The sequence below is a fragment of the Sulfurovum zhangzhouensis genome, assembly GCF_030347965.1.
Classification (GTDB): Bacteria; Campylobacterota; Campylobacteria; order Campylobacterales; family Sulfurovaceae; genus Sulfurovum; species Sulfurovum zhangzhouensis.
The window spans coordinates 1-17,801 of the sequence record NZ_JAQIBD010000002.1 but is presented as its reverse complement, the minus strand read 5'-3'; the positions used below and the strand labels follow the sequence as shown (position 1 = coordinate 17,801).

Sequence of the window (17,801 nt, the reverse complement as noted above, 5' to 3'; positions counted from 1 at the left end):
ATATGGGTGAAAAATAGTGTACAAAATTACTTGGTCTGTTACTTTATAGAGTCAATACCCAGACCACTATCCAGTGAAAGCATAAGGTTACTTTCATCAAATATCACACTGCCGCTTGTAGGGTTGTTTGCTAGGAGTGCTACACCATCAAGATCTATCATTGTGATAGTCTCTGACCTCGCAGAGGCAACATGCATTGCTCCGGCAATGGCGATAGGTCCTTCAAGCATACATCCAAGCATACACTTTACTCCATATCTTTCACAAAGATCAGCAAGTTCGAGGGCTTTGGATATCCCTCCGCACTTATCCAGTTTGATATTGATATAGTCCACGGCATCAAGTTCCAGCAGCCTTTTTGCATCATTTAGCGAGAAGACAGACTCATCGGCAAGAACAGGAGTTTTGACTGCATCTTTGATCTGTTTAAGCCCCTCTATATTATCTGCTTTGACCGGCTGTTCTATAAACTCTGCGATGATTCCATGTGATTCGACTTTCTGAAGCAGTGTGATCGCTTCATCGGCTTCCCATCCCTGGTTAGCATCAAGTCTTAATGTGATCTCTTTAGGTAAAGCATCATAGATAGCGATGATGCGTTCACTGTCTTTGATAGGGTCATCTCCAATCTTGATCTTAAGTGTATCATAGCCGATACTTACCGCATGTAATGCATCAGCGATCATCTTTTCAGTTTGGTCCATGCTGATAGTAATATCTGTTTTAAATGTAGTCTTTGTACCTCCAAGCAGTCTATATAACGGTATATTCTCTGCTTTCGCTTTCAGGTCAAAGAGTGCGATCTCCAGGGCAGATTTTGCAGTAGTATTATGTAAAAGTTTAGAGTGTATATTTTTTAATATAATATCAAGCTCAGATATCTCTTTCCCAATGATAAACGGTTTGAGATAGCTAATGGCAGCCTTCATCGTATCGATTGTCTCTCCAGTGATAACAGGTGTTGGTGCACCTTCGCCATAGCCTACGGTACCGTCATCACATGTTATGATGACGACAAGATCTTCAAGCGCATCAACACGGCGTAATGAAGTAATAAATGGAGTCTTAAGCGGAGCACGGAGAAGGGTGGTTTTGATATCAACGATTTTCATAAAAATGATAATACATTAGAGTGACTTAATTATAGTTACTTAATTATAGTAAAGCTATAATGATTATTATGCAAATTAAAAAACTCTCATACATTTCACTACTGGCTTCATCATTAGTTGTAGCAGAGTCTACCAACAGTTCATCCCTCCTTACTGACATACTTTTTTACAGAGAAGACAACCTGATCCTTCTGCCATTTGCATATAGTTCTGAATCTATGGGAACCGGTGGTGGAATGGCTGCGATCGTACAAGGTTTTCTACAACCTCAAACCACTCTGATACTTAGTGCATTCGGCGGCCTGAAAAAGGATGTAGTGATCAACGGTACAAAAGAGAGTGAATATACACGGGGTGGTTTTTACTATCTGGATAATGTAAGGATACCAGGTAGTGAACGGTTCTTTTTCAGTTCATACGGGTATCTCACTACAATAGCTGAGCAAAACTTTTATTTTGACAGTACGCATGAGTCCAGTGATAAGGATGTTTTGAACAGCCCAGCAACTAACAATATGCTTACGGGAACTTTTAGTTATGTGCTTCCCTGGGGTGAGGGGATAGATAATCCGGGTGGTCTATATGAGATCAAAGACGGATTTGTAGTAGGCCGTGAAGATGCAGGCGGTGGGATGCCTTTTGTGACAGGAAGAACAAGTGTAGGATTCACTGCTTTCTATCATCATCAAAAGATCGATAATTATATCGACGCACTTGGAGTAGGTATCGATGTACCCAAAGAGTGGAACAGTACAGGGCTAAGAGTATTTATGTCTCATGACAACACCGACTTTGATGATAACCCCTCAAGAGGCTACAGCTTTTTCCTTCAGTACTCAAAAGACTTCGGTAAGTATGAGAGTCTGCAAAGCTGGGACTTTTTAGAGTTTAAGGCCAGTAAATATTTTGAATTGGATACCTTCTCTTTTACACGCCAAAATGTACTGGCCTTGAACTTCTGGACAGCATACTCTTTTAGCTGGGAGAACAACAATGAGTACCTCCCGGGTATAGATGCACACAGACCGCCTATGTGGGAAGGGCCGAGACTTGGAGGCTTTGTCCGTATGAGAGGGTATGATGCTAACAGGTTTGCTGATAAAGCAGCGATCTATGCCACAGCAGAGTATCGCGCAGTACTTGACTATAATCCTATCAAGGACGGAACTTTTGGAGAGTGGGCTGCGGAGAACATACCGATAGACTGGTTTCAAGTAGTCGGGTTTGTAGAAGCAGGACGTGTACATGACCGCTACAACACTGAACTGCTGAGTGATATGAAATATGATGTTGGTATCTCACTGCGTGCCTTGGCTGCAGAGTTGCCTGTACGTATCGATGTAGCCTATGGGGATGAAGGCGTAGAGGCATGGGTGATGGTCAGACACCCGTTTGATTTTTAGATATTGCATCATATAAGCAGAAAGGAGCAACTAAGATGACTACATTCATTATGTTTGGCAAATATACGCCTGGGGCTATGGAGAAGATAAGCGCTAAGAGAACCGATATCGCCAACGATATTATCAGTGATTGCGGGGGTGAGCTTAAAGCCGCATATGCACTTCTTGGGGAGACAGATATCATCGCACTTGTTGAGTTTCCGAATATTGAGATGGCACTAAAGGCCTCTGTCGAGCTAAGTAGACAGCTTGGTATCACTTTCACGACTACACCAGCGGTGAGCATGGATGAATTTGACAAGTTGATCCCTGGAAAGTAAGTGCGAGTGAAGCCATGACTCATCTATAGGGGAGAGAGAAACAAGACTTAAAATTGACTGACATCTTAAAATAGAAGAGACTTTTGATATACTTTGGATACTTCAATAAGGGGAAGTATATGAAATTATTTAAAACAGCGTCTTTTTTCTTATTTGCTTTATCATCTTTATCGTGGAGTTCAGATCTTCAAAATGAGAATCTCATTCAAACTTTGCCTGAAGGATACAAGGTTGATTTTCAGAGACAACAGGGGAATATGATGATCACAGAGATGGTACCTCAAAGTGAGACAGTCGAGAGTTGGACAGAGATGGTAACCACGCAGGTTTTTCTAGGGATGAACGATGTTACTCCTAAAGAGTTTCAGGCACGTATAAATGAGCTTTGGAGTGCTTCATGTAAAGACAGTAAGGTGTTTTCGATAGCCAAGGGTGAAGAGAACGGCTACTCATTTTCATTTTGGATGCAGTCCTGTCCTTTGAACAAGGAAACAGGAAAGCCGGAAATCACCTTCTTTAAAGCCATGAAAGGCAATGACAGTTTCTATGTCGTGCAGAAAGCATTTAAGTCTGAGCCAACAAAAGAACAAATTGTACAGTGGTCAAACTATTTCAAAGAGATCACGGTTTGTGATACGCGGATTCCTGAACGTATGTGTCCAAAGGTGAATCAATGAATGAAAATAAAGAATTAAAAGGACTTGGCGGCTGGCTGATCCTGGTTGGACTGGGAGTGGTTTTTGCTCCTGTCAGATTGTTAATCATGTTGATACCGCTTTATGAGCCGATCTTTGAAGACGGTATGTGGGAGGCATTGACCACCATTGGTTCAGAAGCATACCACCCACTCTGGGGACCATTGCTCATTGGTGAAATGGCATTCAATTCCATTATGATTTTTGCTTCGATATATCTCATTTATCTGTTCTTTTCAAAGCACTATCTGTTCCCAAAAGTCTACATTGCCATATTGCTACTATCGCTAATTTTTATACCATTAGATTCATGGCTGGTTACCTTTATTCTTCCTGATGAGCCCATGTTCGATCCGGATACTACCAAGGAGTTCGCACGTACTCTTATTGCTTCTATTATCTGGATACCGTATATGCTGGTTTCAAAACGTGTTAAAGCCACATTTGTTGAGAAAATGCCCCAGCAACAGATACAGCCGACTTCCAAAAGTGTCAGTTGATTTGGAGGTTTTAAGTAATTTTGCTGGTTTCCAAATTGTCTTTGAGAATCTTTGCGGAAAATTTAATATAAAAGTTGACTATACACTCCCAAACCTAGTTTAGGAGCGAGAAAAGTGAGTGCCATGAAATATCGTATATATTTATTGATTTTCGCTTTTGTATTTGCCTTGACGATGTTGTGGGGTGTTGGGTGGTATCTTTCCAAACCGGCTAACGAGTTAATTACAATGCCAAAAGAATATGAGTCTGTTGTAATTAATGGTACTCATGGATCATTTCTAAAATCCGATAATAACCAAATTTGTGCGCTGCTTATACATGACAAGCTCACCATGAACGGTATTTATGGAATCACGCTAAATATCATCCGCCAATAATCTCCAACACCTTACCCACCATCAAACCGCCAAACGTGCCCAGGATATATCCCATCATCGCCATCAGGATACCGATAGGGATCAGGGCTTTGGAGTAGGCTGAGGCGAGTATGGGTGCTGAGGCTACTCCGCCGATGTTGGCAAGGGATGCTACGCCGATGCTGAAAAGGTCAAGTCTGAAAAGTTTGGCAAAGAGTACCATGACAAGAGCATGGACTGCTATGATGATAAAGCCTGCCATGATATAGAGCGGAGCTTCGGTAAGTTCGGCAAAGTCTGCACGGCTTGCGATCAGTGCTACAAGTAAATAGAGCATCATATTGCCAAGTTTCATCGAACCTGACATTTTTGCTAGCGGTGTCATCGCCAGTCCAATTCCAGCCATTGTTGCAATGATCACAACCCAGGTCGTATCGGTCAGAAAATCCGTTGCCGGAAGGAGGGCAGCCAACCACTGTGACGTCACAGAGATAAGCCCTGCAGCACTGAGTAGGGTAAAGAGTGAGAGGGGAGAACTTTTTTGTTCTTGTTGATTGAGTGAGAGTTTCTCTCCTACTTTATCGATCACCGACGTATCAGACTTGCTCCAGTGGTTAAACCTGTTTGCAAAGGGTACGAGGGCAAGCAGTATCATCACCCATATCGCATAGTCTATTGAGTCGATCAGCAGGGCATATCCCATTTTGCTGTCAGGGATATCCAGTGCCCCCTGGATCGCCACCATATTGCCCGTGCCACCCATCCATGATCCGCTAAGCGCTGCAAATGCTCTCCATGAATCAGGTTCGAAGTAGGTATGCAAAAGTGCGAACATCGCGATGAATCCTATAGAGATGCTGATAGATGCAAGAAGAAAGGTGAGTATCATCTTTTTGCCAAGTCTGGCGATATGACGTATATCTGCAGAAAGAAGCAGCAGAAAGATCATGGCAGGAAGCAGATTGGCTTTGAGTGTTTTATAGGTAGCGGTGATCTCAGGGGTTCTTTGCCAGACTCCTAGTGTAGAGAGTAGCATCACCGTAAAGTAGAGGATCACGATAGAGGGAAGATACTCAAAAAGCTTCGCTTGTGTCTTTTTCTCTATCAAAACGATAGATGATGCGACCATTACCAGCAGTACGATATACTCCCAACCATTCTCTATCACTGTATCCCTTTATACGATTTAGAGCTATTATAGCGTGTGTCGTGTTATTTAAAAAAGATTAACCTAACTTTTTTATAATTTTTTAAATACCAGTAAGGAGTATCAGATGTTCAAAAATAAAATTACGTTCTTGCTTGTACCGATCTTAAGTGCAATTACCTTGCAAGCAAATGACCCCGTTCTTGATGATCCGTTCGGTGATGATCTCTTTAAAGAGATGTACGAAATGCAAAAAGAGATGGATAAAGTGTTTGAGCGTATGAACCAACGGATGCAGATGCGTTCACAACAGCTTAGCCAGCCAAATATGCAATATCATATGCCATCACTGACACCTACGAACGAGAGTATATTCATAGATAGCGGAACTCAATATCTATATAACACCGGCATAGAAGCCAACAAAGATAATGAGATAAATCTTTCTGTCCGGGATAGAGTACTCACCTTTAGGGCTAAAGTAACACATACTTCTAACACACAACAACAGGGAATACAGTCACGGCAAAGTTTTACCTCAGTGATGCAGCGTTCACAGAGACTTCCTGATGATGCTGATGAACAAAGTATTAAAATGGAAGAAGACAACGGTATGATCGTAGTAACGGTCCAGAAGCAAAAAAACTCTCATATACAAATACCTACACCTAAACCTATGGAAGAAAAGAGGGCAACTGACCCGAATAAACCTACTTTGATGCCTTCACATAAGCCAGAGGACAACAATAAAACCTATCATAAAGTACCCCATTCAGTGACTGAGGCCTAAGTGGAATACAGGTTTTTATCCTATAAGAGCCCGATACCAAGGGCTCTTATCTCCAAAGTCTTATGAAAATGATATGTTTTATATTTTTTAGTATTAGGCTCTAGAAGTATGATGTTTTTTTCTAGCTTTTTTAGATTCGACTGTGTTTGATTATAGATCAGTAGTCTCATAGATTTCTCAAACATCTCTAAAACATTATTGGTTTTGAAAAAGTTATCGGGAAGATCATGGTCAAATGAGTTTTTCCCTAGCACGTCAACTGCCAGGATCGTTTCATATGTCGCTTCATTGAGACCAAGGTTCTCGCATAAAAATCCATCTGCATAGGCAGTATCACTAATGATATGTTCATCAAAGATGCCGGGTATCGCCATCGTACAGAGTAGAGCATCTTTGATCAATACGTTATCACTCCTGTTAAAGACTCTTTTTTCACCTGTATGAAGATTGGTAGCTATTAGTTTGAGCGGTATAGTTGTATCACACATCTTTTTATCACCAAATATATTTGCAAAGATGCGTTCAATCTTATCATTGGAGACTACTGCATTTCCACTCCATGAGAACTTGACCCAGTTGAGAAGACCGGAAAAGTTACTTATATGTTCATAGATAGCAGCTTCACTAAGGCCTATAGCTGCACATGCACCGATAATCCCACCCATACTGGTACCTATGATCTCTTGTGGTTTGATCCCTTTTATCTCAAGATCATGAAGTACGCCAAGATGTGCGATACCCAATGCACCACCCCCTGCTAGCACTAAAGAAAAAGGAGTATTTTGAAGGTTATTTTTCATAGCTTTATACTTGATTCTCCCAGCTTTCTATCTCTCGTATCTGTTGTCCGAGTGCTTTGATCTGTACTGCCAGATTTCCCCTTTTTGCTAAGACTAAGCCTTTTTCAAAGTCATTTTCTGCAAATTCAAGATCTTTCTGATAGCTTTTATACTCTTTTAGAAGCTCGGCCTTCTGTGCAATAAATGTATCTTTGTGTGCATAAAGTTCTTGCTGCTCTTTAGTAAGAGGTGTGTGCAAAATTGATCCTTCTTATTTTCTTCGACGGTTATAACTGCCACGTTTTGGTGCACCAAAACCGCCTCTGCTACCTTTGCTGTGACACTCGTCACAGATGGAAAAACGGTAAGAGAAATCCAGTACTTTCCCACATTTTCTACAAGTTTTGGTGAAGCTTCCTTTTTGCAGTGATTTTTCTATAAACTGGTTGAGTCTTACTCTTGCATCGACCGCTTTTTGTGTATCTTCAAAGAGATCAGGGAATTTGAAACTAAGCCATAAATAGAGAGATATCTCACGAACACGATCTTCAGCATTAAGCAGCATGTCATTGGTCTGTGCAAAGGCCGGAAGGTCTCTTGGCGGAATGTATAGCACTTTTTTACCTGCTTCGATCTGTCTGATATAACGGTGAAAGACCGACTCTATATACGGGGAGGATATACTTGCCGGTGCACATGAAAGATAGTAGCGTGTTTTAAGATCCAGCTCATATTCGCTTACGATGGTTGCGATTTCAAGCATTGAATCGATATTGGCTGCGACAAACGGTCCTTCAAACTCCATATTGTCTGCAAAGAAGCCCAGGATTTCAAGGATATTGTCAGTCTCCAATATTTCTCCGATCAGCATGACATGCTCCAAGCTGGCCATCACTGTAAATGGAAGTTTCAGGTCTGGCAGGGGAGAGTGAAATGCTTCATCTATCGTATAAAGTATCGTCTCATCCAGTGCTCCAACATATCCTTTTTCTTCGATACCGTAACGACCTGCACGGCCGGCGATCTGTTTGACCTCTGTTGGCATCAGTTCACGTCTTCTTAGCCCGTCAAATTTATTGTCTTTAGCAAAGAGTATCGTTTTAATAGGAAGGTTAAGTCCCATAGCAATCGCATCGGTTGCAACCAGGATATCACTCTCGCCTTCTCTAAAACGCCTTGCTTCTTCACGTCTGACTTCCGGTGAAAGGTTTCCGTATACTACAGAGACGCGGTAGCGTTCACTGAGCCTCTGTTTGAGAGCCAGTACCTCTTTCCGGGAGAAAGCAACGATCGCTGTTTTAGGTTCTATTTGCTTGATAGAAGTAGGGTCGGTCATCACTACGAGTTCATTTTTGCGTTCAAAGTGTTTGACTTCAAGTTCTTCTTCAAGGTATTCGCATATTTCTGTCACTGCTTCAAGTGCATCAGAAGAACCTGTCAGGATAACAGTTTTGGCCGGAGCACCGATGAGTGCGTTTGCCCATGCCCATCCTCGGTCTCTATCCGCGATCATCTGTATTTCATCGATCACACAGACATCCACATCTACGCTACTGTTCATCATCTCTATAGTAGAGGAGATATGAGTGGATGCTTCATCGATGATCTCTTCTTCTCCTGTGATAAGCGAAGTGTGTACACCCTCTGCTTTAAGGTTTTCATATCCTTCCAGAGCAAGTAGACGCAGTGGGGCCAAGTAGTATCCTGTTGTTGCATCTTTGAGTGCTTGGAGTGCGCTATAGGTTTTTCCTGAATTTGTAGGACCTACATGGAAAATAATCTTCCGTTTAAGTTCACGTGCAAGAGGGAAGAGCCTTTTGAAATCACGGATTGTTTTTGCCAACAGCTCTTCACGTTTCTGTTTCGCGAGCAGCGGTTTGAGGTATTCTCCGAAATGAAAGAGTATACGGCGTTTGGACTTCTCTTTGACCCTCAATGTACGTGATGAGAGAACCTGTGCTTCTAGATATCGAACGATAAATCCTTCTATCACTTCTTCATCTACTTTGAGCGTACCGCACATTTGACGCATCTCTTCGTAAACCTCTTCGACCGCAAGTTTAAAGTGTGCAAGCAGCCTGTCGTTGACATCGTTGAGTTCATCTTTGACAGGGAGCTCTTCACCGCGCCAGATAAAGCTGTAAAGAAGAGTTTTCTCATAAGATACAGAGGTCATATAGAAGAGGGTTCTGCCAAAAAGTACATAGTTCTTTTCTTTTTCTATAATGATATGATCAATACTTTCAAAAACATCATATTTTTTACTAATATTACTTAATATTTTTTCAATAGTTTCGAACTCTATAGGTGCATGATACAGGCTGTCTTCGGGAGCCATGCGCTTTAACGCTTTGCTCATCTCTTCTTCCGTGAGGTAAGGATGGTGGTACTCTTTGAGGTGTGCAAGAAATATATCCAGCGATGTTTTTTTCTCCTGATAGACCTTCTCTTTTATCTCACTGAGCAATGCAGTGATCTCTTCATCACTCTTTTCCCATAGCTCTTCTAAATGGATAGGATCTGAAGTACACAACAGTTTTTTGGTAAAGTCATGCTCTTTTAAACAAAAGGTAAAACTCTCATAGAATGTCATTTCATTGAGACTGTTAAACTGTACATCAAGTGATTTCTCCAAAGTATGCAAACGCCCTTTAAGTCGTAGATAACCAAGTTTTGCAATGACCTTGTCTTTAGTGATCTTGGAAGAACGTACATCAATAAATGATTCCAGGATCCTGTTCTCTTCATCTTTTGTATATTCTACACCTTCAAGCAGTTGAAGTATCCTTTCCACTTTATCTATATAGGTAGGTACGTTTTCACCTTTTGGTACTGCTCTATAGGGTTGGGTAAGATAAGAGACGATCTGTTCTCTGGTCTTGTATCCCTCTTCACTCCAGACTCGTCTGAGTGCCCTGATCATCTCATCCCGTTCCAGTCTTGCCATTGGTATCTCTAGAAACATGACCAGTTCGATAAGCTTGTCATCATCCATCATAGTGATACCTTCGTCAAAAGGGAGTCCCTGAAAATAGTTTCTGATTTTATTGTTGAGTTTTATAAAGTGTTTCTTCTTTTTTTTGGCCATAGGAAAGTCTTAGTAAATAGTTTTAGTTAAGTATAACATAGATGCGTTAGTCTAACGTTACGATATCTACCAATTCTACACCTTCACACTCTTTTTTGATACGTTTATGTTTACGTGCATCTTCCTCAGCCAATACAAGGATATCTGCAAAATCATTTTTATCAACGATGAACTCATAGACCTCTTTTTCTGTTTTGATAAAAAGTGAGGCTTCAGTATTTGTGGTGAGAGTAAGATTTCTAAGACCTTTGGCAAACTCACTTTTGATTACTTTAGTTACTTTTTCATTGGATAAGATCTCCGAGAGAGTAATCTCATGGTTGACATCGTTGTTGCACATAATGGTATAGCTGACTTTCATAGTTCCTTCCACCTTAGACTCCTTGATATGTTTTGTGGATATACGATAATATAGTATATTTTACGGTCAGTTATAAAATATGTCAAATAGTCATATTATTAATGTTTATATGCTTTTTTATGATTCTCTACAAGTCTACCGATCCCCACGGGGTAGGGAAACGCTAGGGCAGTTGAAAACTTATGATATAATCGCGTTACTATATGGGCAATGCCCGACAAAAGGCGACACTGAATGTCATTTTCTTCATTGGGACTTTCCCAACCACTACTTAAAGCCATCAAAGAGACTGGATACACAAAACCTACTCCGATACAGGCGAAAGCGATTCCACTCATCATCCAAAAGAAGGATGTTTTGGCTGCTGCCCAGACAGGTACTGGCAAGACGGCAGGTTTTACTTTGCCACTTCTAGAAAGGCTCAGTCAAACTAAACCTAATATGAATAAATATCAAATACGGGCTTTAGTCTTGACTCCTACTCGTGAGCTAGCTGCACAAGTAAATGAGTCTGTTAAAACCTACGGGAAGCATCTTCCTTACCGTACAGCTGTTATCTATGGCGGAGTAGGGATAAATCCACAACTTGCTACGATAAGAAAAGGGGTGGATATCGTCATTGCCACACCGGGAAGGTTACTGGATATTGCCGGGCAAAAAGGGATAGACTTTTCCAAGCTTGAGTGTCTGATACTTGATGAGGCGGATCGGATGCTTGACATGGGTTTTATCCACGATATCAAACGTTTAATAAAGCTGATGCCGACAGACAGACAGACGCTTCTTTTTTCTGCAACTTTTTCTAATGAGATTAAAAAACTTGCTGCTACACTGCTTAAAGACCCTGTTCATGTAGAAGTGGCACGCGAGAACAGTACTGGTGAGAAGATATCACAAGTAGTACACTATGTGGATAAACACCGTAAAAGAGAACTGCTTTCTCAGCTAATCAAGACAAAGAAGTGGGAGCAGGTACTGGTATTTACACGAACAAAACATGGAGCAAACAGACTTACAAAGCAGCTTGAAGAGTCCGGTATCAAAGCTGCTGCTATCCACGGTAATAAGAGTCAGGGTGCTAGAACCAAAGCACTTGAAAGCTTCAAAGCTAAAGAGATACAGGTGCTTGTAGCTACGGATATCGCAGCACGCGGGCTTGATATAGATCAACTGCCTCATGTCGTCAACTATGAACTGCCGAATGTACCGGAGGACTATGTACACCGTATAGGTAGGACAGGGCGTGCAGGGAATGCAGGGGAAGCAATTTCTCTTGTCTGCATCGATGAGTTTGATCTTTTGGCAAATATAGAAAAGCTTATAAAGACAGAAATCAAAAAAGTAGATATACCGGCTTTCACTCCGGATCCTAATATCAAAGCTGAACCGATACAAAAAAGCAAATCACAAAAATCAAAATCTTCTTATAATAACAGTAGATCACGTTCCAACAGATCCGATAATAAAGAGAAGAGTGAAAGAAAAGATGGGCGTAGAAGTAACAACCGCAATAGAAATCGCAAGAGTAACAGAGGAGATAAATCATGAAAAAAACATTTAAATTACAAGATGAGAAACGACATCCGGACCGTATCGTAGAAGCGATCAAACATGAGATAAGAAAATATATCAAAAGAGAACGTGGGAAAAAACTTCCGGATGCAGAGAAAATGTTCTGGAACTTTGACTGCAAGTTCGGTGATAGTGCCCAGAATGCAGAAATAGTTACGTTTAACAGTATCATAGAAGGATTAGATAAAGTTGTAGAAGCAGGTTGGACGGAGTGTTATATAGAGATCATTAGCAGGGCTGAAGTAAAACCTCCAAGAGACACTGCCACGACTACAAATGAAAATGCAGATACGCTATAATACTTCAAAAAATTAAGAGGATATAGATAATGAAAAAACTTATGTTAACTATTTTAGCACTTTTTATAGTTGGCGCATTGAGCGGTTGTTCAAAAACATGGTCAGGTATTAAAAGTGACAGTAAATCAGCATGGAAATCTACTAAACAGACAGTACATGAAGCCACTGCAGACTAGGGTGGTGTAGGTGCAGGATAGATATGTCGCTGATGTAGGGGACTTTGGAAAGTTCCAACTTTTTAGATATCTCTTCAACCATCAAGAGAGTCCGCTTGACGGTAAAGCATTGGCTCAGATATGGTTCATGCATAAGGGTGAAGATGAAACTAACAATGACGGCAGACATATCGACTACTTCGAACGTATGATGGGAACTGATGAGTATTTGGAGTACTCATTGATGGATATTTTGATGCGTGACAAACGTGAAGTGACAGAACTTGAAGAGATGAAGCTCCTTAAAAATGCGATCTTCTACTATAATGAAGTCCCTAAAGCATTAGAGGATCGGTATCTATGGCTTAATAATGCCCTGACCTTTGCTTCAAAATCACAGATCGTAGCGGTAGCTCCAGATAACGGTATGGCTCTTAAGTGTAATAGGGCAGACAAGTGTTTCGAGTATCTCACATTAAATGATCACTACCAACAAAAAGTCTATCCGCATAAATATATTTTTGCGGATGAAGTAAGCTACTTTTATAGACTGCCGTATCTTGAGATATGCATCGTTTATCAGCATTTGAGCCGTTGTTTTTCTCATGATGAACAGATAGAAAGTTTACTTGTTTCACTTAAAGATGAGTATCGACATGTGATAGCGATAAAACACAAGCCGTATTCTCCGAGAGTCTTTTTCTTTTTATGTAAATCAGATATCATCCTTGATGCCCTGAAGTTGAGACTCAAAGAGTTTGAAAATAGTTTCAATGAATTTTGGCAGTTGTTTGAATAATGGGCAGAAAATGATATCGTTGGTTAACCTTTTTTATCTATGATATAGATAAGGCTAATGCAATATAAAGGAATTAATCATGAATAAACAAAACTTTATCACGATAACACTTATCATTACTGGATTGGCACTGAATCCTCTCATGGGTGAAACAGTAGAAAACAGGATAGGTTATAGTAAAGTTAACCATTCTTCTATCATATCAAGCATTGCAAAGATCTTACTCAACCGTGGATTGGAAGAAGATGCTGCTAAGTTAATAGCATCAGAACTTATAGATGAAGAAGATGGGGTTTTGTTATCAATGATGATAAACAGTCTTGAAAACCATGACATCGTTACTAAAGATGAAGTATTGTCATATTTGAGTCAGGCAGCACTGCACAAACAAAAATTGGATTTTAAAAGTTATGACCAACTTATAGGTATGGTTGAAAAGATCAAACAAAAACCGATAGATGATATTACTCGTCATAAATTAAGAGAATTGGCAAAAGTCAACCAACAGTTATTTGTGTAGCAATACACAAATAATTATCAGTATCGGGTTAAAAATATATATTGGTTAACATAATATAAAATATATTAAAAAAATAAATATACAATCTTCAAGTAATATGATAGACTAAATATTCATCTATTTGGAGAAAAAAATCCATAAGTAATGCAAACAATAAAACTCACTATATTAAATCATTGCAGATTGGTATCTCCATCTTTTCAAACTAAGTACATTTCTTGATATGTCCTAAATAAAGAGTTTTATTTTTTATTATCCAAGGTTTAAAACAAAATATTAATGGTTTAAAAGAGATAATAAAAATTTTCTCATAATAATGTTATTAAAGATAACGATCTATGATCTATATATTTAATTATATTATTAAATATTAATTTTGAATAGCAAAATACGTATTTAAGCAAATCACAAGATAAGTATCTAATATTTAGAAATATTATTATTTATTCTCTCTCTTGAATACGTTTTATTACCTATTGTGCAATATGCGTCATCACTCAAGCCAATAGCATAATCTCAATTGTCTGTACGTGCACACTCTACCCAATTAAAAATATTTATATCCCAAACAATATGCCTATTTCAGGTCTTTGCAGAGGATTTAATTAACAAATGTTCATTTTATATTTGATGAATAATAATAAATATGAACGTTTGTTCATAAATAATAATTTGATTGATTTCTTAAATGAACAATTGTTCATAATATTGAAATATAATACTCTTGACAAATGAACAATTGTTCACTATAATGGCATGCAAAGGAGCCTCAATGTCCGAACAGAACGTTAATACAGCCCTATCCAGGGGTAATAATACAAAGAATAAAATACTCAAAACATCACTAAAACTCTTCTCCTCTAAGGGATATAAAGCAACAACTGTAAGAGATATAGCCGGAGCTATGGGATTGAAGCAGAGTGCACTCTATAATCACTTTAAAAACAAGGATGAGATACTGGAAACACTGGTTTCCGAGCTAACTTCTTCAGCCATTGTCCAGATATTTGCCGATAAAGAGGCTCAGGAGCTTCATAAACAGGGAAAATCGCTTTTAATGAGTATTGCCACTACTTTTAAGCTTATAGGCTTTGACGGGCAAAATGAAGCTCTTTTCAAACTTTTGATGCAGGAGATATACCGTAATGAACGTATCAGAGAGATCTACAATGAACATTTTTACCAGGAAAACGTAAAAAAGCTCTCAGGAATCTTCTTTTCTATGATGCAAGATGAGATGATAAAGTCTGGTGATCCTCTTTTACTGGCTAATGAGTTCTTTTCACCCCTGTTTTTCTATCAAATGCAGGTTTCTTTGCTAAAATTAGACAAAAAATCGACCTCTTCGGTAGTGTCAATGTTCGAAAAACATGTAGATCTCTTCTGGGACAACATAAAACTCGAGAAACAAAATACGCTATTTTAGGCACATACTAATTAATATTAAGGAATATGTATGAAAAATAAAGATCTTTTTGCTGATAAATCAAAAAATTGGGATATGAACAGTAACCGTGTCAAGAACGCAAAAGCGATCAGTGATCTGATAGTAAAAAATATTAATCTTGAAAAATCAATGAATGTTATGGATTTGGGTGCAGGAACCGGCCTTTTAAGCTATTTTATCGCTCCTTTTGTCGATAAAATTGTTGCAGTTGACAGTTCGCCTTCCATGCTAAAGGAATTTGAGAGTAAATGTGATGAATTTGCCTGTAGAACAGAGGTAAAACATATTGATATTGTTCAGTATGATGCTCCTGAACGTTATGATGGTGTGATCTCATCAATGACGATACATCATATAGAAGATACCCCTGCACTTCTTAATAAGCTTTATAATATGGTAGATGATGGAGGATTTATCGCTTTGGCGGATCTTGATAGTGAAGACGGAAGTTTTCATAGCGATAATACAGGGGTATTCCATTATGGATTTGATAGACATAAACTTGCGCAGTACGCTGCTGAAGCAGGATTTAGTGACGTGACATTTTCTACAGCCAGTACTATCAAAAAACCGCATAGGGATTTTACGGTTTTTTTGATGACTGCAATAAAATAATATTTAAAAATATAAAAATAAGGGGTTTCCCTTATTTGTCTGACTTCTTAATGATCTCAGCTACAACCACACCTCTTAGATCACCCTCTTTAAAGCCCATTGCTTCATCTTTAGGATAGCTGGTAATGATCATCTCTTGAATTTCGGTACTCACATTTTGACCATGGCATTTGAGGCAAACACCATCAGTAAGAAGTGGTTTATAAACTCTTGTCGTATTACCCTCTTCTACGATTTTGATATCTTGCGGAGTAAATCTCTTCTCTTCAATTGCTTTGAGATAGCTCTCCATCACTGCTATATCCGTTGCATCTGGCATATTCATCTCATTACGTGTTTTGAGTGCAGTTCTTCTTACTTTTGCATTAGCAGGAAGCTCTTTGTTTACCTCTTCAGTGATCTCCATAGCTTTTGCTGTACAAAAACCAAAAGCAGCAACACCCGTAGGATCTACTTGCATGTGTTTTTGAAGCTCACTCTTAAGCGTACCGCCTAGCTTCTTTATATAGCCGATTCCTTCCATTTTGACATTCATCTGCTCGCTAGATGCATTTTGATCCACTGCATATAATGATGTAGTAAGCAATGTTGAAAGTAGTAAAGTAGGAAATTTCATAGTAGAGTCCTTCAAATTATAAAAAAACTTTATTGGAATTATAAGTATAGTTTCTTAAAATAAAATATATCACTCTGTTTTTGAAGTGATTTTGGTAGCCGTAAGAAAGATATACTCTTTACCTGTTAATGTTACACGAAATTTATGCTGTTGTAGATATTTTTTTGCAAAAATGACATCATTAAAAAGTAATGAAAGTTCACTCATCGCGTAATTTGGAGCTTTTGCACCATAAAGCATCTCTCCTCCAATCCATCGGCAGTTTGGAAAACCTAGGATCAAAGCACCCTGCTCTTTATCTATGTAGTTTTGTACAAGATTCATCAAAAAAGGCTTGAAGTTTATGGAAGGGCTTTGCAATGTACCAATAGAGACAATCAGGTCAAATCTTCCAAGATTCAAGGAATCCAGTGCATTGATATCTTCAGCATATAGTTCTACATTCTTTTCAGGAAGTAACATTTTTGCATAAGTGATGGCACTTTGTGAATGGTCAATGCCCACTAGCTTTATCTTTTGATAAGTAATGTTATCCAGATGAGATTTGAGGGCTATAAACTCATCTCCCCTGTTGATACCTAGATTCAAAACACGCTTTTTTTGTACCAGTTTGACATTATCCAACGCCTGGAGATAATAGTAGAGGAATGCAGGCTCTTCCATTTTATTAATATTGAAAAATATAGAATCAATGCCGTACTTCTCTTTTTTATCCTCTGGTAGTATATTATGAAATGTGAATGTCTGAAGTTTTTCAAAGTGTAGTGTAATAAATGGATAGGTACTGCCATGCGGTGTCAGCATCTTGCACTGTAGCAGTTGTGCAAGGTCCGTCCAACTTTTATACCCATGATAGAGAAATACATTTTCTTCTATGATCACCTCTTCCCCGGCGTATTTACCGCCTTCATCGGGATCAAGTACATCAAATGAGATCACATCCCCTGGTTGTAAAGATGTGATCTCTTGGCTCAACTCTGCAATAATCTCTTGCATCGTTTGGTTAGTAAATTTCAAGTTTATGCCTTATTGGATAGATGAACTAAAATGAATATCTTTTTTAAAAGATTATCTACCGCATTTACCCTGAAGTGGTTTGTTCTTCATTCTATTTTGTTGTTGGTGAGCCTGAAACTCTTCTGTAGTGATCTTCCCGTCACTATTGGTATCAATATCTGCAAAAGAGGGTGCATTTCCTGCATTTTTGAGCATCCTTCCCTCTTCGG

At 39.1% G+C, this 17,801-nt stretch carries 22 protein-coding genes; 13 read left to right on the top strand and 9 right to left on the bottom strand.

Annotation, left to right across the window (positions count from 1 at the left end; translation table 11 throughout):
• Positions 1 to 38: 38 nt before the first annotated feature.
• The gene (locus PGH07_RS05205; protein WP_289413138.1) at positions 39 to 1,112 is read right to left on the bottom strand and encodes a dipeptide epimerase; all 1,074 of its coding nucleotides are present in this window, start codon (positions 1,110 to 1,112) and stop codon (positions 39 to 41) included.
• A gap of 68 nt (positions 1,113 to 1,180) precedes the next feature.
• On the opposite strand from PGH07_RS05205, the gene PGH07_RS05200 reads away from it, so the two are divergent.
• The 5 genes from PGH07_RS05200 (at position 1,181) to PGH07_RS05180 (ending at position 4,408) form a co-directional block, all read left to right on the top strand.
• Positions 1,181 to 2,515, top strand: coding sequence for a BamA/TamA family outer membrane protein (locus PGH07_RS05200; RefSeq protein ID WP_289413136.1), 1,335 nt, complete (start codon positions 1,181 to 1,183; stop codon positions 2,513 to 2,515).
• Positions 2,516 to 2,550: 35 nt separating this feature from the next.
• Positions 2,551 to 2,835, top strand: a complete 285-nt coding sequence (locus tag PGH07_RS05195; protein ID WP_289413134.1) for a GYD domain-containing protein — start codon at positions 2,551 to 2,553, stop codon at positions 2,833 to 2,835.
• A 119-nt stretch (positions 2,836 to 2,954) separates the two neighbouring features.
• Positions 2,955 to 3,512: a hypothetical protein gene (locus tag PGH07_RS05190; protein ID WP_289413131.1), complete on the top strand. Its 558-nt coding sequence runs from the start codon at positions 2,955 to 2,957 to the stop codon at positions 3,510 to 3,512.
• The gene (locus PGH07_RS05185) at positions 3,509 to 4,030 is read left to right on the top strand and encodes a DUF2569 domain-containing protein (protein ID WP_289413129.1); all 522 of its coding nucleotides are present in this window, start codon (positions 3,509 to 3,511) and stop codon (positions 4,028 to 4,030) included. Before PGH07_RS05190 ends, PGH07_RS05185 begins: the two co-directional genes overlap by 4 nt.
• Before the next feature lie 123 nt (positions 4,031 to 4,153).
• Positions 4,154 to 4,408: a hypothetical protein gene (locus PGH07_RS05180; RefSeq protein ID WP_289413126.1), complete on the top strand. Its 255-nt coding sequence runs from the start codon at positions 4,154 to 4,156 to the stop codon at positions 4,406 to 4,408.
• Here PGH07_RS05180 and PGH07_RS05175 read toward each other — a convergent pair.
• The gene (locus tag PGH07_RS05175) at positions 4,395 to 5,555 is read right to left on the bottom strand and encodes a DUF819 family protein (RefSeq protein ID WP_289413124.1); all 1,161 of its coding nucleotides are present in this window, start codon (positions 5,553 to 5,555) and stop codon (positions 4,395 to 4,397) included. The genes PGH07_RS05180 and PGH07_RS05175 overlap by 14 nt on opposite strands.
• A gap of 106 nt (positions 5,556 to 5,661) precedes the next feature.
• Between PGH07_RS05175 and PGH07_RS05170 the strand changes: the two genes are divergently transcribed.
• On the top strand, positions 5,662 to 6,324 hold the full coding sequence (locus PGH07_RS05170; RefSeq protein ID WP_289413123.1) for an Hsp20/alpha crystallin family protein: 663 nt from the start codon (positions 5,662 to 5,664) through the stop codon (positions 6,322 to 6,324).
• A 20-nt stretch (positions 6,325 to 6,344) separates the two neighbouring features.
• Here PGH07_RS05170 and PGH07_RS05165 read toward each other — a convergent pair whose 3' ends face one another.
• From PGH07_RS05165 to PGH07_RS05150, 4 genes are read right to left on the bottom strand one after another with little or no spacing between them, the layout of a single operon-like run.
• The gene (locus tag PGH07_RS05165; RefSeq protein ID WP_289413122.1) at positions 6,345 to 7,124 is read right to left on the bottom strand and encodes a patatin-like phospholipase family protein; all 780 of its coding nucleotides are present in this window, start codon (positions 7,122 to 7,124) and stop codon (positions 6,345 to 6,347) included.
• Between the two features lie 4 nt (positions 7,125 to 7,128).
• Positions 7,129 to 7,362 (bottom strand): hypothetical protein, encoded by a 234-nt coding sequence (locus PGH07_RS05160; RefSeq protein ID WP_289413121.1) that lies wholly within the window; start codon positions 7,360 to 7,362, stop codon positions 7,129 to 7,131.
• Between the two features lie 12 nt (positions 7,363 to 7,374).
• A complete protein-coding gene (locus PGH07_RS05155; protein WP_289413119.1) occupies positions 7,375 to 10,191 on the bottom strand; it encodes a helicase-related protein in 2,817 nt (938 codons plus the stop codon).
• A 46-nt stretch (positions 10,192 to 10,237) separates the two neighbouring features.
• Entirely contained in the window at positions 10,238 to 10,564 is a 327-nt protein-coding gene (locus tag PGH07_RS05150; protein WP_289413117.1) for a hypothetical protein, read from the bottom strand.
• Positions 10,565 to 10,786: 222 nt separating this feature from the next.
• On the opposite strand from PGH07_RS05150, the gene PGH07_RS05145 reads away from it, so the two are divergent.
• The 7 genes from PGH07_RS05145 (at position 10,787) to PGH07_RS05115 (ending at position 15,959) form a co-directional block, all read left to right on the top strand.
• On the top strand, positions 10,787 to 12,100 hold the full coding sequence (locus PGH07_RS05145; protein ID WP_289413116.1) for a DEAD/DEAH box helicase: 1,314 nt from the start codon (positions 10,787 to 10,789) through the stop codon (positions 12,098 to 12,100).
• Positions 12,097 to 12,423 (top strand): DUF6172 family protein, encoded by a 327-nt coding sequence (locus PGH07_RS05140; protein WP_289413115.1) that lies wholly within the window; start codon positions 12,097 to 12,099, stop codon positions 12,421 to 12,423. The genes PGH07_RS05145 and PGH07_RS05140 overlap by 4 nt, the downstream gene beginning before the upstream one ends.
• Before the next feature lie 41 nt (positions 12,424 to 12,464).
• Positions 12,465 to 12,599 (top strand): entericidin EcnAB, encoded by a 135-nt coding sequence (locus PGH07_RS05135; protein ID WP_289413114.1) that lies wholly within the window; start codon positions 12,465 to 12,467, stop codon positions 12,597 to 12,599.
• A gap of 10 nt (positions 12,600 to 12,609) precedes the next feature.
• Complete coding sequence (locus tag PGH07_RS05130; RefSeq protein WP_289413113.1) at positions 12,610 to 13,377, top strand: hypothetical protein; 768 nt, start codon at positions 12,610 to 12,612, stop codon at positions 13,375 to 13,377.
• A gap of 79 nt (positions 13,378 to 13,456) precedes the next feature.
• Positions 13,457 to 13,897, top strand: a complete 441-nt coding sequence (locus tag PGH07_RS05125; protein WP_289413111.1) for a hypothetical protein — start codon at positions 13,457 to 13,459, stop codon at positions 13,895 to 13,897.
• A gap of 772 nt (positions 13,898 to 14,669) precedes the next feature.
• The gene (locus PGH07_RS05120; protein WP_289413110.1) at positions 14,670 to 15,323 is read left to right on the top strand and encodes a TetR/AcrR family transcriptional regulator; all 654 of its coding nucleotides are present in this window, start codon (positions 14,670 to 14,672) and stop codon (positions 15,321 to 15,323) included.
• A 30-nt stretch (positions 15,324 to 15,353) separates the two neighbouring features.
• Positions 15,354 to 15,959, top strand: coding sequence for a class I SAM-dependent DNA methyltransferase (locus PGH07_RS05115; RefSeq protein WP_289413109.1), 606 nt, complete (start codon positions 15,354 to 15,356; stop codon positions 15,957 to 15,959).
• Between the two features lie 31 nt (positions 15,960 to 15,990).
• On the opposite strand, the gene PGH07_RS05110 is transcribed toward PGH07_RS05115, so the two are convergent.
• From PGH07_RS05110 to PGH07_RS11450, 3 genes are all read right to left on the bottom strand, one after another.
• Entirely contained in the window at positions 15,991 to 16,575 is a 585-nt protein-coding gene (locus PGH07_RS05110) for a Tll0287-like domain-containing protein (RefSeq protein ID WP_289413108.1), read from the bottom strand.
• Positions 16,576 to 16,644: 69 nt separating this feature from the next.
• Positions 16,645 to 17,592 carry a class I SAM-dependent methyltransferase gene (locus tag PGH07_RS05105; RefSeq protein ID WP_289413105.1) on the bottom strand — a complete coding sequence of 316 codons (948 nt, stop codon included), beginning with the start codon at positions 17,590 to 17,592 and terminating at the stop codon, positions 16,645 to 16,647.
• A 51-nt stretch (positions 17,593 to 17,643) separates the two neighbouring features.
• Complete coding sequence (locus tag PGH07_RS11450; RefSeq protein ID WP_353049833.1) at positions 17,644 to 17,787, bottom strand: EF-hand domain-containing protein; 144 nt, start codon at positions 17,785 to 17,787, stop codon at positions 17,644 to 17,646.
• Between the last annotated feature and the right edge of the window lie 14 nt (positions 17,788 to 17,801).